The 24754-nt window shown below is 53.1% G+C and carries 20 protein-coding genes and 1 pseudogene; 3 read left to right on the forward strand and 18 right to left on the reverse strand.

Translation table 11 applies throughout. The features are described from left to right. Window positions 1-297: 297 nt before the first annotated feature. From GEI7105_RS0101005 to GEI7105_RS0101020, 4 genes are all read right to left on the reverse strand, one after another. The gene (locus GEI7105_RS0101005; protein WP_017658626.1) at window positions 298-567 is read right to left on the reverse strand and encodes a hypothetical protein; all 270 of its coding nucleotides are present in this window, start codon (window positions 565-567) and stop codon (window positions 298-300) included. 124 nt (window positions 568-691) lie between these two features. Next, window positions 692-907 (reverse strand): hypothetical protein, encoded by a 216-nt coding sequence (locus GEI7105_RS0101010; RefSeq protein WP_144053616.1) that lies wholly within the window; start codon window positions 905-907, stop codon window positions 692-694. A 250-nt stretch (window positions 908-1157) separates the two neighbouring features. Continuing rightward, entirely contained in the window at window positions 1158-3233 is a 2076-nt protein-coding gene (locus GEI7105_RS0101015; RefSeq protein WP_026097335.1) for a S9 family peptidase, read from the reverse strand. Continuing rightward, the gene (locus GEI7105_RS0101020; RefSeq protein WP_017658629.1) at window positions 3184-4023 is read right to left on the reverse strand and encodes an energy-coupling factor ABC transporter ATP-binding protein; all 840 of its coding nucleotides are present in this window, start codon (window positions 4021-4023) and stop codon (window positions 3184-3186) included. The genes GEI7105_RS0101015 and GEI7105_RS0101020 overlap by 50 nt, the downstream gene beginning before the upstream one ends. Before the next feature lie 318 nt (window positions 4024-4341). Here GEI7105_RS0101020 and sppA point away from each other — a divergent pair, with 318 nt between their 5' ends. Genes sppA through GEI7105_RS0101035 form a run of 3 tightly spaced genes read left to right on the forward strand, consistent with a single transcriptional unit; the run spans window position 4342 to window position 8485 of the window. Then, window positions 4342-6147, forward strand: a complete 1806-nt coding sequence (gene sppA, locus GEI7105_RS0101025) for a signal peptide peptidase SppA (RefSeq protein ID WP_017658630.1) — start codon at window positions 4342-4344, stop codon at window positions 6145-6147. Window positions 6148-6156: 9 nt separating this feature from the next. Next, window positions 6157-7950, forward strand: a complete 1794-nt coding sequence (locus GEI7105_RS0101030) for an adenylate/guanylate cyclase domain-containing protein (protein WP_017658631.1) — start codon at window positions 6157-6159, stop codon at window positions 7948-7950. Next, the gene (locus GEI7105_RS0101035; protein ID WP_017658632.1) at window positions 7910-8485 is read left to right on the forward strand and encodes a Uma2 family endonuclease; all 576 of its coding nucleotides are present in this window, start codon (window positions 7910-7912) and stop codon (window positions 8483-8485) included. The genes GEI7105_RS0101030 and GEI7105_RS0101035 overlap by 41 nt, the downstream gene beginning before the upstream one ends. 39 nt (window positions 8486-8524) lie before the next feature. On the opposite strand, the gene GEI7105_RS0101040 is transcribed toward GEI7105_RS0101035, so the two are convergent. From GEI7105_RS0101040 to GEI7105_RS0101110, 14 genes and pseudogenes are all read right to left on the reverse strand, one after another. Continuing rightward, window positions 8525-9982: a DASH family cryptochrome gene (locus GEI7105_RS0101040; RefSeq protein WP_017658633.1), complete on the reverse strand. Its 1458-nt coding sequence runs from the start codon at window positions 9980-9982 to the stop codon at window positions 8525-8527. Window positions 9983-10108: 126 nt separating this feature from the next. Further along, window positions 10109-10702, reverse strand: a complete 594-nt coding sequence (locus GEI7105_RS28485; RefSeq protein WP_144053617.1) for a hypothetical protein — start codon at window positions 10700-10702, stop codon at window positions 10109-10111. A gap of 91 nt (window positions 10703-10793) precedes the next feature. Beyond that, a pseudogene (iscB, locus tag GEI7105_RS28490) lies at window positions 10794-12129 on the reverse strand (RNA-guided endonuclease IscB). Between the two features lie 272 nt (window positions 12130-12401). Beyond that, on the reverse strand, window positions 12402-13319 hold the full coding sequence (locus GEI7105_RS0101055; RefSeq protein ID WP_144053618.1) for a DUF6282 family protein: 918 nt from the start codon (window positions 13317-13319) through the stop codon (window positions 12402-12404). A gap of 42 nt (window positions 13320-13361) precedes the next feature. Continuing rightward, entirely contained in the window at window positions 13362-14462 is a 1101-nt protein-coding gene (gene rnc / locus GEI7105_RS38110) for a ribonuclease III (RefSeq protein ID WP_017658638.1), read from the reverse strand. A gap of 59 nt (window positions 14463-14521) precedes the next feature. Then, a complete protein-coding gene (locus GEI7105_RS0101065; RefSeq protein WP_017658639.1) occupies window positions 14522-15307 on the reverse strand; it encodes a PhzF family protein in 786 nt (261 codons plus the stop codon). A 55-nt stretch (window positions 15308-15362) separates the two neighbouring features. Beyond that, on the reverse strand, window positions 15363-15968 hold the full coding sequence (locus GEI7105_RS0101070) for a vWA domain-containing protein (protein WP_017658640.1): 606 nt from the start codon (window positions 15966-15968) through the stop codon (window positions 15363-15365). A gap of 96 nt (window positions 15969-16064) precedes the next feature. Next, window positions 16065-17981 (reverse strand): AAA family ATPase, encoded by a 1917-nt coding sequence (locus tag GEI7105_RS0101075; RefSeq protein WP_017658641.1) that lies wholly within the window; start codon window positions 17979-17981, stop codon window positions 16065-16067. Then, window positions 17981-18658 (reverse strand): hypothetical protein, encoded by a 678-nt coding sequence (locus tag GEI7105_RS0101080; protein WP_017658642.1) that lies wholly within the window; start codon window positions 18656-18658, stop codon window positions 17981-17983. Before GEI7105_RS0101080 ends, GEI7105_RS0101075 begins: the two co-directional genes overlap by 1 nt. Before the next feature lie 514 nt (window positions 18659-19172). Next, window positions 19173-19502, reverse strand: a complete 330-nt coding sequence (locus tag GEI7105_RS28495; RefSeq protein ID WP_245555352.1) for a transposase — start codon at window positions 19500-19502, stop codon at window positions 19173-19175. A 58-nt stretch (window positions 19503-19560) separates the two neighbouring features. Continuing rightward, entirely contained in the window at window positions 19561-19881 is a 321-nt protein-coding gene (locus tag GEI7105_RS28500; protein ID WP_017658644.1) for a Uma2 family endonuclease, read from the reverse strand. Window positions 19882-20258: 377 nt separating this feature from the next. Next, window positions 20259-22226, reverse strand: a complete 1968-nt coding sequence (gene acs, locus GEI7105_RS0101095) for an acetate--CoA ligase (RefSeq protein WP_026097337.1) — start codon at window positions 22224-22226, stop codon at window positions 20259-20261. A 106-nt stretch (window positions 22227-22332) separates the two neighbouring features. After that, window positions 22333-24258, reverse strand: coding sequence for a CHASE2 domain-containing protein (locus GEI7105_RS28505; protein WP_158413139.1), 1926 nt, complete (start codon window positions 24256-24258; stop codon window positions 22333-22335). Window positions 24259-24453: 195 nt separating this feature from the next. Then, window positions 24454-24642 carry a hypothetical protein gene (locus tag GEI7105_RS0101110; RefSeq protein ID WP_144053621.1) on the reverse strand — a complete coding sequence of 63 codons (189 nt, stop codon included), beginning with the start codon at window positions 24640-24642 and terminating at the stop codon, window positions 24454-24456. Window positions 24643-24754 lie beyond the last annotated feature (112 nt).

Genomic DNA, 24754 nt, shown 5'->3' on the forward strand with positions numbered 1-24754 from the left:
TATGCTCTATACAGGTTGCCAGTGTCTTAACCGTTACTCCTGGGCTGCCTACTGGATGAGCCATCCGTATGTTTTCAGCGTGTTACCGCCTTATCAATTATATTTGATTGCTCGTTTCGGCGCTATCCCCTTCTCTCGCTATCGCATTGTTCAGGGGACGCACCTCAACTCACCGCCGCTTCACCACCCCCTAACCGCTTCGCGGTATAGGCGGAGTACTGCGACGGATCTTGATAGAAACGGTTTCATCGACGATCGCACCCTCGATCGAAGGAGATGCGAGGGTGCTAAGTAAATCTACCGGGCGGGGGATGGCGTCCGAACGATCGCACTCGGTTCGCGATCGCGCGATCGCCGAACTCGAATCGGCGGACGAGACAGTTCGCTGACAAAGACGATCGCCATCGCCACCAACCCTAACACCAGCAGCCAATTTAGAGATTCGTCGCGATCGTGTTGCAAGTCGCGGGAGAAGTCGCAGTTGATGCAACTCCATTGGGTTTCGCTACTGCGAACGATCGTGTGACGTCCGCATTTCGGACATTCGAGAGCCGTGCGATCGAACATTTGTAAAACCCCACTTTTACAGCAGTAGGGTGCGTGACTCGAACAATCGGATGTCGAACGTGAGACCCATAAATCATCACGCACCGCTTTTACAGCAGTTAGCAGCGAACAGCGAACTGTCCGATTACCAAATGTTGCGTTCGAGGGTGTAGTTAGCGTAAAGGTCGAATTGAGGATGAGGTTGGGGAACAGAGAGGGTCTCGAACAATTCGCGAAGTCCCCCCAGCCAATGGATACATCCCTGACGGTTTCGTTGCGTCCGAACTCGGGGACGAACGAGAGGTTGAGATGGCTTGGAAATTACGCGATCGCGAGCCATCGTGACATGAAGTTGGCGCATAGTCGTACCCTGAAATCGATCGCTGTCGCTCCCCGACACTCCCATTCACATCGCGGAACGAAGCGTTCTCTATCTCTATAGTCGTCGGTATCTCCGCAAAAATTGGGGTGACGCCTGACCTAGACGAGAAAATTTACGTGACTTTACTGAGATGCCTCCTCGATATTTTTATGTTACATACATACTACAAAAACGTCAAGAAAAGAATCCGCCCAAATTTCTAAATTCAAGACGAACTCTCTAACGCTCTCTAGCGAGACAATTGCAAGCGATCGAGGACGAAAGCGTATTCAAAGGCAATTTCGCGTAAATAGCCGTAACGCCCCGATGCGCCGCCGTGACCTGCTTCCATATTCGTTTTGAGCAATAACAGGTTGTCGTCAGTTTTGAGCGATCGCAATTTCGCCGTCCACTTCGCCGGTTCCCAATACTTCACCCGAGCGTCGTGCAATCCTGCTAACACTAACAAATGAGGATAGTCTCGTTTGTGAACGTTGTCGTAAGGAGAATACGACAACATATAGTTGTAGTACGGCTCCTCGTTGGGATTGCCCCACTCGTCCCATTCGATCGCCGACAGGGGTAAATCGGGGTTGAGAATCGTCGTGACCACGTCTACGAAAGGAACGTCTGCAACCGCGACCTCGAACAACTCGGGGCGTTCGTTGAGAACCGCTCCCACGAGCAACCCTCCCGCACTTCCACCAGAAATCGCCAGGCGATCGCTTCTCGTCCACCCTTGAGCGATGAGGTGTTCGGCGCAGGCGATAAAATCGGTAAACGTATTGTATTTCTTAAAAAGTTTCCCCGCTTCGTACCACGGACGCCCCATTTCTCCGCCACCGCGCACGTGAGCGATCGCAAACACCACACCGCGATCGAGCAGAGAAACGCGCGTAGAGCGGAACGACACCGGATAAGGAATCCCGTAAGAACCGTATCCCGTCAGCCATAGCGGATGAGAACCGTCGCGATCGCAATTTTGGCGGCGATACACCACCGAAATGGGGATTTGCGTTCCGTCAGACGCCGTCGCATAGAGTCGCTCGCTGACGTACTGCGCGCGATCGTACCCCAACACGGGGGTTTCCTTCTTCAGTTCCAACGTTCCGCTGTCGAAGTGGTAGTCGAAGACCGACGGCGGCGTCACCAGCGAGGTATAGTTCAACCGCAGATAAGACGCCTCGAACTCGTAATTGTCGCCAAACGAGACGTGATAGGTGGGTTCGGGAAAGGCGATCGCCTGGTAGCGTTTCGTCGCCACGTCCCAGACGCTCACTTGCGGAAGTCCGTTTTTGCGCTCGAACAACACGAGACGGTTGGCAAAGGGCAACACCCGCACTAACATCGTATCGTCGCGGTGGGGAATCACCGTTTCCCACTGCTGCGGGCGATCGATCGGCGCTTTCACCAGTTGAAAGTTCGTCGCGTTCTCGTTCGTCCGAATATAGAATTCATCGCCGTGGTGTTCGAGGCTATATTCGATTCCCACGTCTCGAGGACGCACCACCCGGAACGCCTCGCGAGGGCGATCGGCGTCGAGAAACCAGATTTCCGAAGTGACTTTACTTTCCGACGCCAACAAAATATAGGCGTCACTGTGAGTTTTGGCGATCGACAAATAAAACGCCTTATCGTCCTCAGCATAAACGAACTCGTCCGTCGCCGGATCGTCCCCCAAGCGGTGGCGATAAACTTGGTAAGGGCGATAGCTGTCGTCGAGTTGCGTGTAAAACACCGTGCAGTTGTCGTTTCCCCACGCAAACGACGGATCCACGTTGTCGATGCGTTCTGGATACGGGCGATCGCCGTCGAGATCGCGGAAAAACAGCGTATAGCGTTCGTCTCCCGTCGTATCGATGGCGTAGGCGAGAATGCGGTGGTTGGGACTCACCGCACAGATTCCCAAATTGAAGAACTCGCAGCCTTCAGCGAGTTGGTTGCTGTCGAGGAGAATTTCTTCAGGTGCGTCTTCGTCCTTAAAGCGACGACAGAAGATGTCGTAGGGTTTTCCGGCTTCCGTGCGTCGGTAGTACAGATAATCGCCGTGACGGTAGGGAACCTCTCGATCGGTTTCCTGAATGCGCCCCAACATTTCTGCATAGAGCGTTTCGCGAAAATCCGATAAATGGTCGGTCATCGTGTCGGTGTAGGCGTTTTCCGCTTCTAAATAGGCGATGACCTCGGGATTTTCGGCGTCTGAGAGCCAGTGGTAGTTATCGACTCGAGGCGTCGCCCCGCCGTCGAAGTCGTTTTTAAACACGTGCGGTCGAACTTTAGCTCGAGGAGGATTCGCGGGAGTGAAAGTTGTGGGGTGTTGTTCCATCAGAATCGAGAGTACAGGAGGGGTGAACGTGAGGGATCAGACTGTGGGGTTTTTCCAAACCGCGCTCGGCCATCAAGCGCTCGTCACCTAAAATATCCCTCGGAGAGCCATCGGCCACGAGACGACCGCCATCGAGGAGAAGGACGCGATCGCACACTTCCAAAATTAGATCGAGATCGTGAGAAGCGATCGCCGAAGTTTCCCGAGAAGTTTGTAAAAATTGAATCAGACGACGGCGCGATTGCAAATCGAGATTCGCACTTGGCTCGTCATACAGGACTAACTTCGGACGCATCGCGAGAATTCCCGCGATCGCCACCATGCGTTTCTGTCCTCCAGACAAATGGTGTGGTGGGCGATCGGCCAGAGCAGTTACCCCCGTCAGTTCGAGGGCGTCGCGCACGTGGGCGTTGGCAATTTCGGGGGACAATCCCATATTTTGCACCCCAAAGGCCACATCGTCCCACACCGTCGGCGAAAACAGTTGGTCGCTGGGATTTTGAAACACCAGTCCCACCTCGGGACGAAACGCACCGGGAATCACGGGTTCTCCAAACACCCGAACCTCGCCCGACGTGGGTTTGAGTACCCCACAAATCGCTAAGAATAGGGTTGTTTTTCCGGCTCCGTTAGGGCCGATGAGTCCGACTCGTTCTCCCACCTCGATTTGTAAGTCGAGATCTTGCAGGACTGGTCTGAGAGTGGGATACGCAAATGTCAAACGGTGCAGTTCGATGGCAGGAGTCGAGGACGACTTAGCCTCGAAGGAAGTTCGCGCGTTTGCAGCCACGGGTTCTGTTCTGACATCTAAAGGGTTCTCTGTTGAGAAGTTAACGCATCGACGCAAATTTTGGGGCGATCGCCCTGGGCGAGAGGGGGAGATGATAGGTTATGAGGTTATGAGTGGTTGGGGCGGTGCGTGGCGTGACGCGGGAACAATCCATCGATCTAACTTCAGACTACATTTTTCGGCCGGGTCACACACCCTTGTCTGTTGCGATAATGAAGACACTGTTTACTGAAAACTGTCCTCACTGCTGGCTGCCCACTGCTGGCTGCTCACTGCTCGCTGCTCACTGCAAAACGCGCACCCTACGACTGTAAAAATATGCGGGATTTTATAAAAAACATATTCGCCACCATCGTCGGCTTGATCCTCTTTTCCGTCATTGGGTTTGGGGGACTGATTTTCCTGGCCGTCACTGCGGCTTTACGAGATACGGGCGGCCCCCGCGTTAAAGACGATTCGTTACTGGTTCTCGATTTAGCGGTGAACATCGAGGACACCGAACCGATCTCGACTACAGGGGAAGCCTTACAACGCGCTTTAGACGACGAAGACGCCCGAACGCTGCCCCTGCGAGACGTGGTCAACGCGATCGATACCGCCGCCGAGGACGATCGCATCGTGGGACTGTTCGTGCAAGGAACTCCCGGAACCATGGAAACGGGATACGCCAACCTCATCGAAGTCCGCGCCGCCCTCGATCGCTTCCGAGACAGCGGAAAACCCATCATCGCTCACGATCGCGATTGGACCGAACGAGAATACTACCTCGCATCGACGGCGAACGAACTCTCGATCGATCCCCTCGGGGTCATGATTCTCAACGGCTTGAGTGCTGAAACCACCTTCCTCGCTGAAGCGTTCGATCGATACGGAATCGGCGTACAGGTGGTGCGCGTCGGCGAGTTCAAATCCGCCGTCGAACCCTTTATCCGCAGCAACTACAGCAACGAAAACCGCCAACAACTCCAAGACTTCCTGACCGACATTTGGAACGAGTTCGCCGATACCGTCAGCGAACACCGCGAACTCACCGCCCAGCAAATTCGCACCCTCGCCAGTGCGAGGGGACTGCTGCAAGCTGAGGAAGCCGTGGGATACCAAGCGATCGATCGCGTCGCCTACGACGATGAAATTATCGCGCGACTCAAGGAACTCACCAACGTGACCGACGCCGACGAATCCTTCCGACGCATTAGCCTCGGTCGCTATATCGAGAGTACTAACCCCAACGGAGACCGCGATGTCGTCGGAAACAGCGATCGCGAAATTGCGGTGATCTACGCTGAAGGCCCTATCGTCGAAGGAGAAGGGGGCGTCCGACAAATCGGCGGCGATCGCTTTGCGAAACAACTGCGAGACTTGCGCCTCGACGAAGATGTCAAAGCGGTGGTGTTGCGCGTCAACAGTCCCGGTGGAAGCGCGATCGCCTCGGAAACGATCAAACGAGAAGTCGAACTCATCCGCCAAGAAAAACCCATCGTCGTGTCGATGGGGAACGTCGCCGCTTCTGGAGGTTATTGGATTTCGATGGCGGCCACCGAAATCGTCGCCCAACCCAACACCATCACCGGTTCGATCGGCGTATTCGGCGTATTCTTCAACGTCCAAGAAATCGGGAACGAAAACGGGATTACCTGGGACGTGGTCAAAACCTCTCCCCTAGCCGACTTCGACACCGCCTCCCGCCCGAAAACCGAAGAAGAACTCGCCATCCTCCAAGGCTTCGTCAACACCATCTACCAACGGTTTATCCGAGAAGTTTCGACCTGGCGAGAGTTACCCCTCGATCGCGTCCGAGATATTGCCAAAGGACGGGTTTGGTCGGGACTCGACGCGGCGGAACAGGGCTTAGTCGATCGCCTCGGCGGTCTGGAAACGGCCGTTGAGACGGCCGCCGAACTGGCCGAACTCGGCGAAAATTGGACGGTGCAGGAATATCCCCGCATCAAGAGTTTTGAAGAACAACTGCTCGAAGATCTCTTCGGAACGCCCGACGAGTCGGCCTTACCGGAACCTTTAGAGGAGATTTGGAGCGACCTGCAAACGACTCTGGAAGACCTCAGTACCTATAACGATCCTCGGGGAGCTTATATGCGACTGCCATTTTCGATCGAGGTCGAATAAACTGGCGCTATGAGTTTGCGTCAAAAAACCCTTCTCCTCATCGGGCTGATTCTCGTAGGGTCGATCGCCTTACTGTCGTCTAGCCTCGCAACGATTTTGTTGCTGCGTTTCGCCCAGGTCGAAACACAGCATACCCGACGGAACGTCGAACGGGCGAGATCGGCCTTGCAAGCGGAAATTAACGCGCTCGATCGCACGGCTCTCGACTGGGCGGCTTGGGACGATACCTATAACTACATCGAAACCCAAAACGAAGGTTATCGCGATCGCAATCTCGTCGACCAAACTTTTCTCAACCTCGAACTCAACCTGTTGGTGTTGCTCGATCGCGAGGAAACCCCCGTCTTCGCCCGAGGGTACGATTTCCATCAGAGACAGCCGACCCCAGTTCCCGAAGCCCTCTTAAATACTCTGTTTCCTCAGAAGATTTTCGCCAACGGCCTCGATTTCGATCGCTCCCAAAAAGGCTTACTGTTGCTCTCAGAGGGGATTCTGGCCGTGTCGGCTCGCCCCATCCTTCCCAGCAACGAAACGGGGCCGACGCGGGGGATTCTACTGATGGGACAGTATTGGGATCGCGATCGCCTCGCCCAACTCGAACAGCGAACTCAACTTCAGATTTCGCTCTATCGCCTCAACAGCGATGAGGTTCCCGAAGATGTGGCTCGAATTCGCCGTCAAATCGGGCCGGTGAAGACAAACGGCGATCGCGATCGCGCTTCCCCCATTTTCACCCAAGTTCTCGATCGCGACACCATCGCCGGTTACACCCTCCTCGACGATCTCTTTGGAAAACCGATCGTGTTGCTGCGCGTCGAACTCCCCCGCGACATCTACCGCCAGGGTCAAATCGCCCTACGCTACCTCATCGGTTCGGTTCTCGTCGTCGGGTTGCTGCTGGGCGGGGCGATCGTGTTACTACTCGAAAAACTCGTATTGCGGCGTCTGAGCCATCTCAGCCACGAGGTTCGAGAAATCGGAACCAGCAACGATTTATCCTTGCGCGTCCGCGAAACGGGAAACGACGAACTCAGCAGCCTCGCCCACAGCGTCAACGGAATGTTAGAAAGCTTAGAAACGGGAGCGAAAGCCCTCGCCGAAGAACGAGAACGCGCTGAAAACCTACTCCTAAATATTTTGCCCGAAACCATCGTCGATCGCCTCAAACACGACCGCAGTGCGATCGCCGAAAGTTTCGACGAGGTGAGTATTTTATTCGCCGACATCGTCGGATTTACCCCTCTTTCAGCCCGGCTGACCCCCATCGAACTCGTGGATTTACTCAACCTCATGTTTTCCACGTTCGATCGCCTCGCCGAACAGTTCGGACTCGAAAAAATCAAAACCATCGGCGATGCGTATATGGTCGCCTCTGGCTTACCCGTCCCCCGTTCCGACCACGCCGAAGCGATGGCAGAAATGGCCTTAGAAATGCAAGCGGCTGTCCGACGTTTTCACAACGAAGGCGGTCATACATTTCAAATTCGCATCGGCATCAATACCGGTGTCGTCGTCGCTGGCGTGATCGGCACTAAAAAGTTTATTTACGACCTTTGGGGCGATGCTGTCAACGTTGCCAGTCGTATGGAATCGTCGGGCGAACCGGGACGAATTCAAGTCACGCAAGCCACTTACAACATTTTAAAAAATAAGTACATTTTGGAAAGTCGAGGAACCGTCAAGGTCAAAGGAAAAGGTGAAATGTCAACCTATTGGCTCAAAGGACGCCAAGAAACCAATAATGTTGAAAATATAGCGAGCGATGATTACTCTGAACCTCCAACCCAGCCTACAGCTCACTGACGAAACCTTCGAGGAACTTTGCCGCAGTAATCCCGATTTACGACTCGAACGAACGGCTCGAGGAGAACTCATCGCCATGCCCCCCAGCGGAAGTGAAACGGGTCGTCAAAACTTGGGATTAAGCGCCCAACTTTGGCTTTGGAACCAACAAACTAAACTCGGAGTTGCTTTCGACTCCTCCGCCGGATTTACGCTGCCAAACGGCGCGATTCGCGCTCCCGATGCGGCTTGGATTGCTAATTCCCGTTGGAACCTGCTTTCTCGGGAGCAACGCCGAAAGTTTGCCCCCATTTGTCCCGACTTTGTCGCAGAACTGCGTTCGCCCACCGACGATTTAGAAGTTCTCAACGCTAAGCTTCAAGAATATATTGAAAACGGCGCTCGCTTAGGATGGCTTCTCGATCCCGAAACGCAACGAGTATACTGTTATCGTCCCGACCAACCCGTCCAAATTTTAGAAAACCCAAAAACTGTATCAGAAGCAGACATTTTACCCAATTTTATTTTAAACCTCAAATTAGTGTTTGGGGATTAACACAAATCTTCTCTGTGTCCTCTGTGTCTCTGTGGTGAATCAACCCGATAAAGCCGCATTATAAACCGCCTCGTTCGCCTTCACCGATTTCATCAAATCCACTACTGGATTCGGATAATCTACCCCTCGCGTAATACCGTATCGCTTTAACTCCAACGCTTCCAGTTTATAAACCTCATGAATCTTTTTCCCCGGAACCTCTGCCAATTCCGGAAGCCAATGCTTTGCATATTTCCCGTCGCGATCGTAATCTTTTGCTTGTTTGGGGATATTAAAATAGCGAAATCCTCGCGCGTCGTTTCCTACTCCTGCCGTATAGTTCCAATTTCCCCAATTGCTACAAACATCGTAGTCAATTAACAACGACTCGAACCATTCCGCCCCCATGCGCCAGTCGATTCCTAAATTCTTTGTCAGGAAACTGGCGACGTTTTGGCGTCCGCGATTCGAGATAAATCCAGTGAGTTGAAGTTCTCTCATGTTCGCATCGACAAAGGGATATCCCGTCTTCCCTTGCGCCCACAACTCGAACCGTTCCCAATCCTGTTTCCAATCGATATCTAATCCGCGCAATCCCGAACGGTAAAAGACGCGATCGCCGTGTTTTTGGCAGATAAATCGGAAGTAGTCTCGCCATAACAACTCGAAGATTAACCAATACGTCGAATCGTTACGAACTCGTTCGGCTTCGTAGGCTTTCACTTCCTCGTAAAGATATCGCGGCGACAAACACCCCAACGCCAACCAAGGAGAAAACTTAGAGGAGTAATCCGCCCCCAACATTCCATTTCGGGTTTGTTTGTAAACCCGCAGGCGATCGCGTTCCCAGAAATACTCTTTCACTCTCGCCATTCCCGCCGTTTCTCCCCCCCGGAATTCTAAAACGGCGCGATCGTCAAATTGTGGCGGTTCGACACCTAACGCCTCTAAAGTGGGGAGTTCTCCAACGTCGATATCGGGAAGTTGTGGGAGTTGTTTCGGTGTTGGGAAAAGATTGTCAGTTTCCGATTCCTTCTCGACTTGTTTGCGAAATTGGGTGAATACTTCGGGAAGCTTAGAAATTGGAAAGGGGAGATTTTCGGGATGAAATAGCGTCGATCCCCAAAATATTTTAACGTTAACGCCCATCGATTTTAGGGCGTTCGTCACCGCCCGATCGCACGTCGTTTCTTCTGACGTCACCTCTTCTTGAAAAAATACCCCGTCGATGTCGAGATCTTTGACGAGTTGCGGTACGATCGCCTCGGGTTTCCCACATCGCACCACTAAATCGCTTCCTCGCTGGCGCAACGAATTTCGTAAATCGGCGACGCTTTCGAGAAGAAATTGGGCGCGATACGATCCGGTTTTAGGAAAGCCAAAGGCGGTTTTTCCAAACTGACGCGGATCGAAACAATAGAGGGGGATAATTTGGGCGTCGGTGGCGATCGCTTCCTGTAAGTCTTTGCGATCGTGCAGTCGCAGATCGTTACGATGCCATAATAAAATCCGTTTCATGAAATCGACGGGCGATAACTTGACAAATTTACAAAAATGTGGTATCGGAAAGCAGTTTTAAGGCTTTCCTTAAAATCATTGTAAAGATAAATTAAGAGTTCTTTCGCCGATTTTGCAGCCAATCGATCAAAACGGAAATTCCTGTTGTCGATCTTGCGTGGCGATAGGAGGATCGCTGTCGAGCGATCGCGTCACGTGAAGTTCGTACCCCAACCATGCCAGCATACTTCCCAAAATCGCTACCGTCACCACTAACGAACTCGTCAGCAAGCGAACTTGCGCGTTGAGGCGTTCGATCTCGCGATCGCTGCGTTCGGCTTTGAGAACGTAATCCGGCGGTGGAAGTTCGTTCAGTTCCGGGGTTTGAATCTGTTGCAGTTCGGTGTCCTCGGGATTTGTCTGTCCGTCGAACTCCACCAGCGATTGCAACCAATCCGCAATCAACCAAGGACAGTTGGCTTTAAACCAACGCAGTCCAAAAAACAAAAACACAGGTTTCGAGAGTTTCGCAAAGGGTCGGAGTGCGATTCGCAGCGGACGAAAGCAAACCTTGCGATAAATCAAATTTTCCGACCCCATATTATACAGACAGTCGAGAACGATTTTCGCTGTGGATTCTTCTCGCTCGAACAAATGCTCTAGGGTCAAGAGCATATCGTCCATATTTTTACGTTCGATCGCCTCTCGTCGCGATTCGGGTCTCTCAGAACTTGTTTCCATCTAAAATGCGGGAAGGGGACTCCCGTTATATCCGACAGGATTAGCGGGAGGGGAATTCCCGCCAACAAACGAACTGCCCGACAGGGCATCCTTATTTCGAGAATCTGTATTCATAGCCGTCTGATTTCTGAACAGTCGTCAGATATTTCGGATGAACATCAAAAGGTTTAACCCCAGCGTTCAGTCGAAAGGAAGGGCGAAACCGAATAGCAATCCGCCCCGTGTAATTTCCGGCGAATTTTCCTTGAGGAATTGTCGCCTTGACTATATCGCCGGTTTGGAAACCTTGAAAAGATTTGGCTTTCGGGGCAACAGCCCTCGGAAAACCGTATCGATCGGGACGACATCGTTGCCGAACTCCGTGACCTTTGGCTGCAACGAGTAAAGGTTTCTCGACCGCGACATCTAATCGATCGGGAGTCGATTTCCCGACGCAAGCAGCATCGAGCCAGTGAGTTTTCGGCAACCCCAATCGGGTACGGTTGAACTTGGTTAAACCCCCCGTTCCCACTTCGATGGGCAATCCAGTTTCTTTCAACTGTTGGTACAGCTTCCAGCGAGTTGCGTTGACTGCTGCCGCATCTTTAACGGCGCTTTGCTTGTTTCAAAATACGGTTGAGAACGGTCGGTTTGCCCGATAGAAACTCGCGAATATCTCGGTTTCCCTTAGCTTGGTTGCAAGTATGACAAGCCAAAGCGAGGTTAGAAACTCGGTTGCTCCCTCCCTGGGATTTGGGATGAATATGTTCGACCTCTAATGGTAGGTCTTCCGCACCGCAATAGATGCACTTCCGACCCCACTTTTGCAACACGTACTCGCGCACTTCATAGCCCAACAATTCGCCCTGCTGATACTCAATACCACTCACTTCGGGGTTTTGGAGTTTTTGGGTATCGAACCGCACGAGTTCTTGAGAAATCGAGACGATCGGACAAAGTTTTCGCAAACGGTTCACCCAGGTCATCGTAGTTTCGACCCGATGGTTGAGTCCTCGACTCCGCTCGGACTCAACGCTGAGCGGAGCCGAAGCGTTGAGAGACGGTGGAAGCCAACCCTTCGGACGAGTACGATTAAGAAAGCGAGGCTTTCGGTAACGAGTTTTTCGATGGCGTCGGGAGCGTCGTAAAGCGCGACGCTTCTCTAAGTCGTTCTTAATTTGCTGTCCGCGATAGCTGAGTTCGGACGCCCAAATGATTCGGTTTTCGGACAGGATAGCCAACCCAGTTGTTTGCGAGCCGGGATCGATTTTGAGTTGAGTTTCCGGAACGACACAATCTTTGGCTTCAATCTCGTGCAAGATAAGGGTAAATGGATAGCGACGAAATACCGAAGCTCGACCGGATTTCAGGAGCCGCCGCGCCTTGGCTGGATGGCATGGTGCTAGGGGGTTTTTGTCTTTGTCAGAACGAAAACGTGCATAATACACAACTCCCAAAAGGGGTAACGTTTGCCTCGCCAAGGTTACGTCTCGGTACTCTCTGAAAAGCACTGCCTTAACCCGTTTTAAGCTGTTTAACTTTTCAGTTCTAGAGCGACAAGCTGGCAACGTACTCGTCGGTAGGAACTTAAACTCTCGGACGTAACGTAGTCTTCGGAAGACTTAGGCTGGTCAACTTGTGGGCTTTTTCAAGCCCCCGTCATAGCTAACAGGCTTGACGGCGGGTTGTTGACTAAAGCGAACGAGATCGAATGGGTGAGTTACACTCCCAACAACCTCGCCGGATTCTGACGTGCCATCACGTCGATCTCCTCAGTAGACATCCCCAAATCCTGTAATTCCCGCACAAAGCGGATGTATCCTTCCACGGGAGTCGGATCGTTCGGACGTCCCAAATCCGTACTCAGAATAAAGTGTTCGACGCCAATGTCTCGAATCGCCTGCGCCATCTCCTCTACCGAGACGCGATGCCATTGGCGATGAGCCGGATCGATCGCCTCTTCCCCCATTAAAGCATTCACGTAATCTAACTCTAAGTATGCCCCCATCTGCGCCAGGGTTTTCATTTGGGCGATCGACAACCCCGGAACGTCCGCCATCGCGTGGGTGATGACGATCTTCTCGATTCCCATTGTCCGAGCTTCACGCACCACCGCCAAGACTTCCTCGGGAGAAATATGTCCGGTTTCGAGGATTAAATCGCGATCGCGTACCACCTCCAACACCGCCTCCACAGACGGAACGAGGCGATTTCCTGTCACGATGCGAATTCCCGGCGTTGTCTTGCCAAATTTGCGTCGGTGATAGTCGGCGTCGATGGTGGGAAGCCAGACCACTTTTCCGCGATGTCCGGCGGTATCGGCCATGACTTCGACGGCTTTGGGATTGAGTCCGCCGACGGCTTCGTTGAGAACCACGCCGCCAAAGACTTCGATGTTGGGATGGAGGCGATGGGACAGTTCGGCGCGATCGGCGGTGGGTAAAACGTGATTTTTCAACACCACCGCTTTCATTTTCGCCTTCGCCGCCTGTTCGACTAACTCGAAATCGTCGAGTTTGCGATCGACGATATCGGGGGCAGAATGAACGTGAAATTCGATCGCCCCTTGTAGGGAAACTTGGGGTGTTTCGGCGATCGCGACGGGAAGCGGTGGCGGGACAGCAAAAAGATCCATCATCGAAAGTTTTTTAAATTTAGGTTTGCAGCGTTTCGCTCTCGTCTACTTTGCCTCGTCTAGCTGTTTTAACGCCACTTCTGCGGCGCGTTTTTCGGCTTCCCGTTTGCGCGAACCGCGTCCGCGTCCGTAAACGGTGTCGTTGACGACGACTTCGACGGTAAACTGTCGAGCGTGGGGCGGCCCTGATTCTTCAATCAGACGATAGGTTGGGGGCGTTCCGAACTGGGCTAACGTCCATTCTTGAAAGCGATTTTTGGCATCGGTAAGGCGATCGCCTTTGAGGAGATCTGCCGTATTTAAGGTTTCGATCGCCGCCTCGAAAAAGGGTTCGACAAACTCCCGCACGGCATCGATTCCCGCATCGAGAAAATATGCCCCGACGACGGCTTCAAAAACATCGCTCAGAAGAGAATCGTTCTGACGGCCGCCTTCTTTTTCTGCCCCTTGACCGAGTTTGATATGGCGGTTGAGTTCGAGTTGTCGGGCGAAACTAGCTAGCTGGGGTTCGTCCACCAATTTCGATCGCAGTCGCGTAAGTTTGGCTTCGCTAAACTCTGTCTTTTTTTGATATAAATAAGAGGCGCTAATAAAGTTTAAGACGGAATCGCCCAGAAATTCTAAGCGTTCGTTATGGTCGATGGATTTTAATGATTCGTTGGCATAAGAGCGATGGGTTAAAGCGAGTTCTAGAAGTTTTGAATTTTGAAATATTGGAACTTGGGTGGCGGGTTCGAGTTGGGCGATCGGTATAAATTCGTCGGCTAACTGACAGAGTAACTGGCTGTCGTTTTTACGATCGCAAATGACTAATACGGGTTTGTTTTGGTGTTTTGCAATATAAATTGAATTCAAAAATAAGCGATCGCTACCCACAAAAATAAAACCGTCGATCGTCTTATTTTTAAAAACGGTCTTAGCGATATCGCAAATTATTTTTGATTCGAGTTCGTGAGAATTTTCTAAAACTTCAAAACCTTCAATATTATACCGTTTTAAAGTTTGAAACTCTTCCGGCGTCCAACTGCCATACGCCCGAAAAATAGCGATCGTTCCTCGCGATCGCACCTCAGACAGAATTGCTTCAGCCCGAGTTGGGTTAAATTCAACACTGTAACAGTTCCAGTAAATCGCCAGAGATTGCATAGAGAGAGGTTAAAGCGCAAAACCGTTAAAACTCGAGCGCGGTAGCAAGAACTCGACTGTCAAACTAACAACTGACCCCGCAACACGGTCACGGCTCGGCCGCCCAACACCACACGCTCTCTATCGCGACGAACGCGGACGATCCCCCCGCGATGGGATGCTTGAAAGCCCGTCAATTCCATCTTTCCTAACTTTCTGCCCCAATAGGGGGCTAACGCGCAGTGCGCCGACCCCGTCACGGGGTCTTCGTCGATTCCCGCCGCTGGAGCGAAAAACCGCGAAACGAAGTCGTACTCAGAGTTCGAGGAACTGGTGACGATAACGCCGCGAGCAGAAAGTTTAGTGAGTTTAGCAAAATCGGGTTGCAGTTGTCGCACCTCGTCTTCTGTAGCGACTTCGACCAACAGGTCTTTCAAGACGTTTTCGCCGACGAACTGCGGTCGGACGCCAAGCGCTTCGAGCAGTTGCGACGGGGGTTCGATTTGTACGACGGGACTGGCTGGAAAATCTAACTCGATCCATTCGCGATCGCGTTTGGCGCTCAAGCGACCGCTGCGGGTGTAGAAGTACAGTATATCGTTGGGATCGGCGAGATCGAGTTCCCAAAGGGCGTGAGCGCTGGCGAGCGTCGCGTGGCCGCACAACTCGACTTCTACCTTGGGCGTGAACCAGCGCAGGCGATACCCGTCCGCTTCCGGGTGGAGAAAGGCGGTTTCAGAGAGGTTTTTTTCGGCCGCGACGCACTGCATCCAGCCTTCATCGGCGGGGTGTTCGAGAATGCAGACAGCGGCAGGATTCCCGCAATAGGGTCGGTCAGTAAACGCGTCGATTTGGAGGAGTTGCATCGCCGAGTTCCAGGCAATCGAGTATCGATAACTGTAGCAGAACTCTCGAACGATCTCAATCGATAATCGCGTTTAACAAAACGTCCGATAGCGATTGCTCTTTCATATCCTCTAAGGTCACGGTATCGACGATGTCGAATTTCGCTCCGGCTTCTGTGAGGCGATCGTCTAAGGCTTTTAGATACTCGGTCACTTTCGGATCGGTTCCTACTTGAATGAAGGACAACGCGAGTTCTTCGTCGCGATCGATCTGTTGGGAGGCTTGAATAATCAGTTTGATGACGGTTTTGCGATCGTCGGGTTCGCCGTCGGTAATCACGAGAAAGGTTTCGCCGTTGGGTTTAGTTTGGCCGTTTTTTTTGCGATCGAAGTAATTATTAAATGCGTCTTCGAGAACGGCGGCCAAATCAGTTTTTCCTACGGGCGTATTTTCTGCAAAAATGCGCTCGACTTTTTCGGTCGTGACGTTATCGTAACGGCGAAATTTGCTAGAAAATAAATACACCGTGATGCCATCTGGGTCGAACTCTTCACATTTTTGGGCTAGGGCAAGTGTTGAATCTCGAACCGTTTCCCAGCGGCTTTTTCCGCCCGTTCGATCTGGTTCGGACATACTGCCACTTCGATCGATAATCAAAGTATAGTCGCGATTTTCTAACATAAAACCCCGTCAAACTGAGTTCGGTCGAAGGTATCGTAACATTTTTACTGGAATCGGACTTTCAATTTTACGATATTTCTAGATCTTCAGGTTCGTTCAAGAATTGTAGCGATCGCAGTTCTGTTTGCCCACGAAATCTTCTCCTCGTTCGAGCGGTTCGTCAACGGCGCTACAGGATGGGGAATTTCCGTGGCCGTGCGATCGCAAAATCCCTCGAATCGTAGAATTTTGGACGGCGAGTCCTTTATGCGCCACAAACGCCAAAATCCGCGATCGCGACAAACCCCAGACACGGCGATGTAAAAAGACGTGGTAGATGGCCAACAAGGACGCCACGTCCTGCAATTCCACCCAAGCTCCCCCCAACGCTTCGAGGCGTTCGAGTTCTCGTCGCGCCTTCCAGCGGTGGGGGATTTCGAGGTCGGGCGATCGCACCAGACAGCTACCGGTCAAGCCAAAGGTTTCGTGATCGCACAGTTTCCGCAACCGCGCCCCCACCGTCGTCCCGAGATCGCTCTGCACCACCGCCACGCCGATGGCCACTGGCGTTCCCTCCCTCAATCCCGATATCTTCAAATCGATCGCGCCGCGATTGAGAGATTTCGGCGCGACCTCCCGATCGACCGATCGCACCTCTACCTCTTCAACCGTCGTTCCGACGCAACTTTCGAGGGCGAAGGCCAGGGCTTTCACCACCAGTCGTTCGTCGAGGGTTTCCCGCGCGCGATCGACCTCCAAGGCGCGATCGTACGCCTGCGCCACCCGTTCGATGGGATCGTTTTCCACCGGATGGAAATTCTCGCCACACCAGTCGATCACCTCTTGAAAATTCGAGTCTTCCCGCGCTAACGCCGTCAACTGCGCCCTGTCGAACGGATACAGCGGCGTCGGGGGAGTCAGTTGTCGCTCTCTGTAAAACTGTTGTAACCAAGCTCTCACCACCGCCGGAATCGTGGTCTCGTCCGGTTCCGACAAGCGCACCGGATCGGAGCGATCGCTAACGTGACGTACCATCGACCCCAACATCGGTTGCAGCGTCTGATACCAAGTATCCGGTATCATCGCACTCAACAGCACCGCGCCGTAACGACTTCGCAGCGATCGCACCGTTTGCGACAAGCGCACGATCGCCCCCACCGGAACGCGCACGTCCCACCGTTCCTCGAGATCGTCGTCCTCTTCCTCTTCGTCATCGAGATCGTCGAGGCGATCGAAGGCCACCAGCACCGGACGCCAATCTCCGACTAACTGTAAAATGTCCCGCAGCAACTCCAAGGCTCTCGATTCCCGAACCTCCGCCGCGTGACTCGGAAGTCCCAACTCGTCGAGTTTCCACGCCGCCAGTGATCGCCCCGCCAACCACTTTCGCGCGAAGGGCGCTTGCGACGGCGATAGCGTCCACAACATCGCCCTGACCACATCGGGATCGTCGATATCGGGTCGAACCTTAAAAAACGCCTCCGCCACGCGATCGATCCACAGGCGGTTGCGATCGTTCGGTTGCGTTTTCAACCGCTTCACCGCCATGTCCGGCGTCATCGTCTTGGCCGTCGCGTCGAGACCGCGAAACGCCTGGTTCGCCAAAAAACTCGCCAACTCTTGCCACTGCATGAATCCCGTCGCGCCCCGTTGCGTCAACCCGCGCACCACGGCCGATAGCAATCCCTGGCGGATCGCCGTCCCTTCCTGAAACTGCTGCGCGTCTACGTACACGAACGCACCGCGATCGGAAGCTTTCAACTGACGCCAAACCCGGCCGATCAGGTGAGTTTTGCCCGTTCCTTCCTCCCCCAACACCGCGAGCGTTTCGATGCGCTTTCCCCCTTCGACGGCTTCCAACGCCGCCGAAACAGCACGGGTCGCTTCTCGATGAACGCTTTCGCAGTCGGGTACTGCGCCACCCCAAACCTCGAGTTCCCCGAGTTCGGACAAGCCCGAGAACGGATTGTGACGTTCGATAGCATAGTTGAGATCGGCGAGAGTACGGCGATCCAAAATTGGTAACGCTTCCACTAACGACCTATCGACTCGGAATCGACGGGAAAAAACTGCTTCGCCTCGTCACAATAGCGCCACGGGATGCCATCGGGATCTTTAGCTCGAACCCATTCGGCGAAATCAGGCTTGTGCTTGCGTTTGCCGATCGTACTCGGACTGACATCGAGCCGACGAGCCAGTTGCGCTTGAATCAGTGGCGGTGGCAAGGTCTCGGGTTCGACGCCGTTGCGATCGGGCGAACGGGACGCCGTGGAATCTGGATAGAAGCAGTAACGAACATCTCCTCGATCCGTTATTTCAAATCTAGCATCGAATTCCCGCGCTGTTTCGTCGAGTAGGGGTTTGACTTGGGAGGGAGGAGACTGCACCCACGCAGCAAACTCTTGCAGGGTAAAGGGTTGGCGAGTTTCGTGAATCTGTCGGTACAGCCGCTCTCGCAAATCGGCGGTTTGTTGTTGTCGGCGGTGGCGATCGCGCTGCCAGAACAGCAAGCCTCCCGTTCCCGCGATCGCTGCGAATCCCACGACGTTCACGGCCAGTAACATCGTCGTCAAGGTATCGAAAAACGCGCGAAAGAACGCAATGCCACCTTGTAATATCGCTGGAACGACAAACAAAGCAGCGACGATCGCCCCGACCGTACGCCAATAGGTTTTCGGGGAAAATTCGACAGAATTACCGTTGCGGGTCATCGGTTCTGGGAGTTGAGGGACAGCTTCTCCCAAATTTTGACATATCGACGCCTGAAGACAGTCATCAGCGTAGTGGTGCAGAAAAGTCCTGAAACCCTTGTTAGAAAAGATATCGCCGTATTAAAGGGTTGGCCGCAAAATCCCAGATCGGTAAATGGCTGCCGGAGATCCCCGGCATCTCGGAGATGCCGGGGATCTGGCTCGAACCCCAACACATATTTTATGCGTTTTGTCAATTCCCAATCTCGAAAAGTTTTCTGCACCACTGAGCAGTCATCAGTCACCAGTGATGACCAGATGAGGTGAGGAGAATACATCATCCGGTCATCACGTCATCCAGTTATCTCCCCTTCTTTCCATAAGAGTTGCGCCCATTTTTACTATAATATTCGCTTCTACAGTAGGAACAAATCACGAACAAAAACTCTAGAAAAATCTTTCGATCGTTACTGTCAGAACTTACACATTCAGGGTCTTCGGGACATGAGATGATAAGAGAAACTTATTGGACAAATCAAGATAGAAAGCGCTTGCGCATATTTTCAAAATTCATAAAGCCATAAGCTTGACGCTTTATCAGTTTGAGACGATCGTTAATGCCCTCCATAACACCATTGGTTGTTCGGCTCAAGAAATAATTACATATTGTGTTAAGATGATTGCGAATTGTCTTGACAGCATCACCATAAATACTCTGTGCTTCATGCAACCATTTCTTAGGTTTTTCTTTACCCTTTTCTCGCTCTTGAGTGCTTTCATATATCTCTCTAAAATTCTCTTTGAACTGACAAGCTTTTTGCAAACATTTTGATTGCCTTAAAACCGCCTCTAGCTTTGGGTGCATCTCAGTTTTGCAAAAATATGAGAATTGGAGGCTGAAATCCTTATTCTCTCGTATAAATTTACATTTTTGAGATGTACCCGGCATCGGGTTCTACGGCTCGATTCATACGTTCGTTTTTTAAAGTGGTCGAACCCAAGGAGTCGTAATTTAAACCTCGAGCGTTTAATAGAATTTTGATAATATCGCCAATAATTTCTTTTGCCTTTTCGTGTTCGGGCAAGGGAACCATTATTTCTAACAAGCCGTTGCTGTAGGAAAGTCTCGAAGCGCGATTTTCTCCGAGTTCGACTAGGATATTTTTAAATTGCTGCCAGTTAATATCTTTGAGTAATATTTGATGTCCGGGTTGGATTTTTAATTGTCTTAATTCGAGTAACATGATTTTTTGAAATCCTTGAAATCTGGGGGCGGTGCGTTCCGGCAGGTTTAACCTTTATGCTCAAAAGCAAAGAGCGATCGACGCCGGAACACACCCTACCTTTCTCACTCTTGAATGTTATTTTCAAGTCAAGGGGTCAGTTGGCTGAGTCGAAATACCTAATTCCTTATTCCTTTCCGATTCAACTTATACTATTTATATACTACATTTGAAGTGCGGAATGTGGGGCAAAAGTCACGGTTTCGAGTCGTGGCCCATACCATTAGGCTTGAAATCCCAAAAAACCTCTGTGTCCTCAAGTTCTGGTGTAGTGAGTCCCAAAAATAGGGGAGATCGAGTCGATCGCCCCTACCACACTGATAAATTGACCAAAAAACTTAACGTTCGCGCAACTTATCTAACACACTGCGGTCTTGCAACGTCGACGTATCGCCGGAAATCTCTTCCCCAGCCGCCAGACTGCGGAGAATCCGACGCATAATCTTCCCAGACCGGGTTTTCGGCAAATCGTCCGAAAACCGAATCTCACCCGGACGGGCGATCGCGCCGATTTCCTCAACCACGTGCTGCTTCAACGCCTTATCCAAATCGTCGCCAGCCTCGTAGTCCTCCTCCAACATCACGAACGCCACGATGCTTTCACCCTTAATCTCGTCTGGCTTCCCAACCACCGCTGCTTCCGCCACCGCAGGGTGAGACACCAACGCGGACTCGATTTCCATCGTCCCGAGGCGGTGTCCCGAAACATTGATCACGTCGTCCACGCGACCCATAATCCAGAAATAGCCGTCCTCGTCCTTGCGAGCGCCGTCTCCCGCAAAATAGAAGTACTGACCGTCTTTCGGGGCGATATGCTCCCAATAGCTGCGGCGGAAACGGTTGAAGTCCCCGTACACCGTCCGCATCATGCCCGGCCAGGGGTGCTTGACGACCAAATATCCGCCCTGGTTCGCCGGAATCTCGTTTCCGTCCAAATCCAGCACGTCCGCTTGAATACCAGGGAACGGCAGCGTCGCCGAACCGGGTTTCGTCGGTGTCGCCCCCGGTAGCGGCGTAATCATGAAACCGCCCGTTTCCGTCTGCCACCAGGTATCGACGACCGGACAACGTTCGCCACCAATCACCTGGTAGTACCACATCCAAGCTTTCGGGTTGATGGGTTCGCCCACCGTTCCCAAAATCCGTAAACTGGACAAATCGCGGGCGTTGGGGTGTTTGTCGCCAGCTTTAATAAAGGCACGAATGGCTGTCGGTGCCGTGTAGAAAATCGTGACGCCGTATTGTTCGACGACATCCCAGAAACAGCCGGGATTCGAGGGACGGGGAACCCCTTCGTACATCACCGTCGTCGCCCCGTTAGACAGCGGGCCGTACACGATGTAGCTGTGTCCGGTAATCCAACCCACGTCTGCCGTACACCAGAAAATGTCGGTGTCTTTAAGGTCGAACGTCCATTTCGTGGTGACGTGGGCGTAGAGGTTGTACCCGGCGGTGGTGTGGACGACGCCTTTCGGTTTTCCGGTGCTGCCGCTGGTGTAAAGGATGAAGAGGATATCTTCGCTGTCCATCGGTTCGGCGGGACAGTGGGCGGAGATGCCTTGACGGACTTCGTGCCACCAGTGGTCTCGACCCTCTTCCATGTGGGTGTCTTTTTCGATGCGCCGCACGACGAGGACGTTTTCGACGCTGGGGGCGGCGTCGTCGGCGAGGGCTTTATCGACTTGGTCTTTGAGGGTGATGACTTTATCTTTGCGGAAACCGCCGTCGGCGGTAATCACCAGTTTGGCTTCGGCGGCGTTGAGGCGATCGCGCAGGGCTTCGGCACTGAATCCACCGAAAACGACGCTGTGAACGGCACCGATGCGGGCGCAGGCTAACATGGCGATCGCCGCTTCGGGAATCATGGGCATATAAATCCCCACGACGTCACCTTTTTTCACGCCGAACTGTTTGATGACGTTGGCCATCTGACAGACTTCGCGGTGCAGTTGGGCGTAGGTGAGGGTGCGCGAGTCGCCGGGTTCCCCTTCCCAAATCAACGCGGCTTTGTTTTTGCGCCAGGTGGTCAAGTGGCGATCGAGGCAGTTGTAAGAAACGTTCGTTTTGCCTCCCTCAAACCACTTGGCAACGGGGGGTTGCCAGTCGAGGACGTTCTCCCACTTTTGAAACCAGTCGAGTTCGGTTTCGGCCAGCTCGCCCCAAAACCCTTCCGGGTCTTTTGCAGCGCGATCGCACAAAGCCTTATAGTCGGCCATGCTTTTAATATGTGCGTTAGCGGCAAAATTTGCGGCTGGGGGAAACGTCCGTTGCTCGTGAAGAATTGATTCTATCGTCTGTTCTGACATGATGTAACCTATACTGCAGAATCTTTATTTACCTCCATTGTCTCGCCAAACTCGTACGGCGTGAAGCAGGCTTCATCATTGTATCGTTATATTTCTGTAATTTAGACTACAACTGGCGAAAACAGTACGTATTACGCCCGTCCTCTTTCGCGTCGTATAGAGCCAAATCGGCCGTTTGGATCAGAGTCTCGAGGGACGCCGAGGAGTTGGGAACCAAGCTCGCCACCCCACAACTGAGCGTGACGTAAGGGCCGACGGGCGACCCGTTGTGGTCGATGTGTAAGTCGTTAACGCGATCGCGGATGCGTCGGGCAACTTTGAGGGCGTCGTCGAGGTGAGTTTCGGGGAGGACGACCGCAAACTCTTCGCCGCCGTAACGCGCGACGACATCGCTGCGACGCACCGCCCCCACGATAGCGCGGGCGACCCCTTGCAAACAGCGATCGCCGGCAGGATGTCCGTGGGTATCGTTATAGTTTTTGAAATAATCCACATCGCACAAAATCAACGAAACCGATTGCTGTTTGCGTTGGGCGATTTGCCAAGTGCGCTGGAGATACGCGTCGAAATAGCGTCGGTTGGCAACTTGCGTCAAGCTGTCGGAGGTGGCCAGTCGCTGCAACCCGTGCGTTTTGCGAAACGACACGGTAACGATCGCCACCGATGCCGCTGCGATGGGCGACACCACGGGAATCCACCAACCGTTGAGAAACGCCACATATCCGATCAGTAAAGGACTGCCACAGATCGCCACGGCGTAAGTCCCTAAAATGCACCATCCCGGCGAAGTATAGCTGCGAAACTGGCTGGTGTGCCACCAGTACCAGCCGACGACCGTTCCCGCCCCAGCCCACAAGACCACCCACAGCCACTCGACGGGTTCGCTGAGATAGCGAAACAGACGCCGGCCGTCGAGGGCTGCACTGAGGAGTTGGCTGGTGAGGTTGGCGTGAACGACCAAGCTCGACATTTGGGTGTAGCTGCTGCCGAGGCGATCGCTGAACGGGGTGTTGTACTGTTCCTTGAGACTGGCAGCCGTCGGTCCGACGATAACGATGCGATCGCGCATTAAGCCCGAGGGAACCTTGCCTTCAAGAACCTCAGTCATCGAAACGCGGTGGAACGCTTGGCGCGTCCCTCGATAGTTGAGGAGAATTTGATATCCACCGTTATCGATTCTGGCGTATCCGCCGTCGTTTTCTCGAAGGGGTTCGATGCGAGCTTGTCCGAGGCGAACTTTCCACGGACGGTCTTCGGCCGGTTCGATGTCGATATTGCGATCTTGCAGATATAAGAGAGCGAGTTTGGCGGCAAAGGTCAACCGCAACTCTCCCTCTCGCGGTTCGATCGAAATCAATCCCCGCCGCACTTTACCGTCGGGGTCGAGAACCATGTCCGCCAAGGCGACGCGATCGAGTTGTCGGAGGACGGGGGGCGGAGAGATAGACTGACCGACGAACTTTTCCATACCGATCAGGTTGGGCGTCGTCCGTAAAACTTCGGTCAGTTTGTCGTATCCGGGATTGATGGGAACGTCGCGATAGAGATGCAGCCCGATCGAGGCGGGTTGTTGGGCTTGTATTTTCAACAACAGGTCGGCCAGCACGGCATCGGGCATCGGCCAGCGACCGATATGGGTGATGTCCCGTTCGTCGATGGTGACGAGGACAATGCGAGGGTCTTGAGGTTCGGGCGGTCGGAGTTGGAAGAAGCGATCGAGAACAGCCCATTCGAGCAGTTGAAACGCACCGGCGAGGGTTCCGGCGATCGCAACGCCCGAGGCTCCTAATGCGGTGGCGATCGCCCCTGCCGGTTGGCGTTGTTTCGCCCCTTGCCACCGTCGAACGCACTGTTGAATTTTTTCACCGAACATTGATGGGTCTGCCCCCCGATCCGCCGATCGCTGCTGCGTGCGACGGCTGCGTTGCTGTCGGTTCCAGTTTCCTTCAACCTCCAACAGCGCTTGCGCTTTAGCGAGGCGATCGGTGGCAGTACGCGCGAGTCTCCTCGGTCTCGCTCGCTGTGACGGCATCGGGAAAACGGAAAAGCCATTCTCCTTTATACTGCCATTTTGCGAACCCATCGGGACGGGAAGGCGAAGCGAGAGCGGAGCGATGTCTGACCTCAACCCCGATCTGTTTCAGTGCGTTTTCGATCTGGGTTGTCTTCTCGAAAGCGTTGCTACGATGCGATGCGGCGTGGTAGACACACCGCGAGTCCGAGCGAGCTATCCGACGGTATCTTTGGGTTGTCCTTCGTTCCCGTCGCGAGGCTCGAACACTTGGCAGGCTAAGGTCGGCGAGCAAGTCTGAGCCGAGCCGGAGAACGACACGATAACGGCTGTGGGTTGCCGATCGAACGAGCGATCGGCAAACGGCGATCGCCCATAAAACCCGTAGCTTTCACCTATTGACATCGCGAGAATTGGTAGCGTTACTAATACTTTAAATTGCAGTTTAGATTGCATTGTTTGGCACCCCGATCGCTGTGACACCCAGATAACGATCTACCCCCAATTTTCTGAGGAA

The sequence above is a fragment of the Baaleninema simplex PCC 7105 genome, assembly GCF_000332355.1.
Classification (GTDB): Bacteria; Cyanobacteriota; Cyanobacteriia; order Cyanobacteriales; family Geitlerinemataceae; genus Baaleninema; species Baaleninema simplex.

Excerpts from the sequence above, each read along its gene's own strand:
- GEI7105_RS0101065 (WP_017658639.1), bottom strand. The coding sequence starts at position 15,307 with ATGCAACTCCTCCAAATCGACGCGTTTACTGACCGACCCTATTGCGGG.
- GEI7105_RS0101010 (WP_144053616.1), bottom strand. The coding sequence starts at position 907 with ATGCGCCAACTTCATGTCACGATGGCTCGCGATCGCGTAATTTCCAAG.
- GEI7105_RS0101015 (WP_026097335.1), bottom strand. The coding sequence starts at position 3,233 with ATGGAACAACACCCCACAACTTTCACTCCCGCGAATCCTCCTCGAGCT.
- GEI7105_RS28495 (WP_245555352.1), bottom strand. The coding sequence starts at position 19,502 with ATGCACCCAAAGCTAGAGGCGGTTTTAAGGCAATCAAAATGTTTGCAA.
- GEI7105_RS0101110 (WP_144053621.1), bottom strand. The coding sequence starts at position 24,642 with ATGTCAATAGGTGAAAGCTACGGGTTTTATGGGCGATCGCCGTTTGCC.
- GEI7105_RS0101080 (WP_017658642.1), bottom strand. The coding sequence starts at position 18,658 with ATGACCCGCAACGGTAATTCTGTCGAATTTTCCCCGAAAACCTATTGG.
- GEI7105_RS28485 (WP_144053617.1), bottom strand. The coding sequence starts at position 10,702 with ATGGAAACAAGTTCTGAGAGACCCGAATCGCGACGAGAGGCGATCGAA.
- rnc (WP_017658638.1), bottom strand. The coding sequence starts at position 14,462 with ATGCAATCTCTGGCGATTTACTGGAACTGTTACAGTGTTGAATTTAAC.
- GEI7105_RS28505 (WP_158413139.1), bottom strand. The coding sequence starts at position 24,258 with ATGCCGTCACAGCGAGCGAGACCGAGGAGACTCGCGCGTACTGCCACC.
- GEI7105_RS0101030 (WP_017658631.1), top strand. The coding sequence starts at position 6,157 with ATGAGTTTGCGTCAAAAAACCCTTCTCCTCATCGGGCTGATTCTCGTA.
- sppA (WP_017658630.1), top strand. The coding sequence starts at position 4,342 with ATGCGGGATTTTATAAAAAACATATTCGCCACCATCGTCGGCTTGATC.
- GEI7105_RS28500 (WP_017658644.1), bottom strand. The coding sequence starts at position 19,881 with ATGTTACTCGAATTAAGACAATTAAAAATCCAACCCGGACATCAAATA.
- GEI7105_RS0101055 (WP_144053618.1), bottom strand. The coding sequence starts at position 13,319 with ATGATGGATCTTTTTGCTGTCCCGCCACCGCTTCCCGTCGCGATCGCC.
- GEI7105_RS0101040 (WP_017658633.1), bottom strand. The coding sequence starts at position 9,982 with ATGAAACGGATTTTATTATGGCATCGTAACGATCTGCGACTGCACGAT.
- GEI7105_RS0101005 (WP_017658626.1), bottom strand. The coding sequence starts at position 567 with ATGTTCGATCGCACGGCTCTCGAATGTCCGAAATGCGGACGTCACACG.
- GEI7105_RS0101070 (WP_017658640.1), bottom strand. The coding sequence starts at position 15,968 with ATGTTAGAAAATCGCGACTATACTTTGATTATCGATCGAAGTGGCAGT.
- GEI7105_RS0101035 (WP_017658632.1), top strand. The coding sequence starts at position 7,910 with ATGATTACTCTGAACCTCCAACCCAGCCTACAGCTCACTGACGAAACC.
- acs (WP_026097337.1), bottom strand. The coding sequence starts at position 22,226 with ATGTCAGAACAGACGATAGAATCAATTCTTCACGAGCAACGGACGTTT.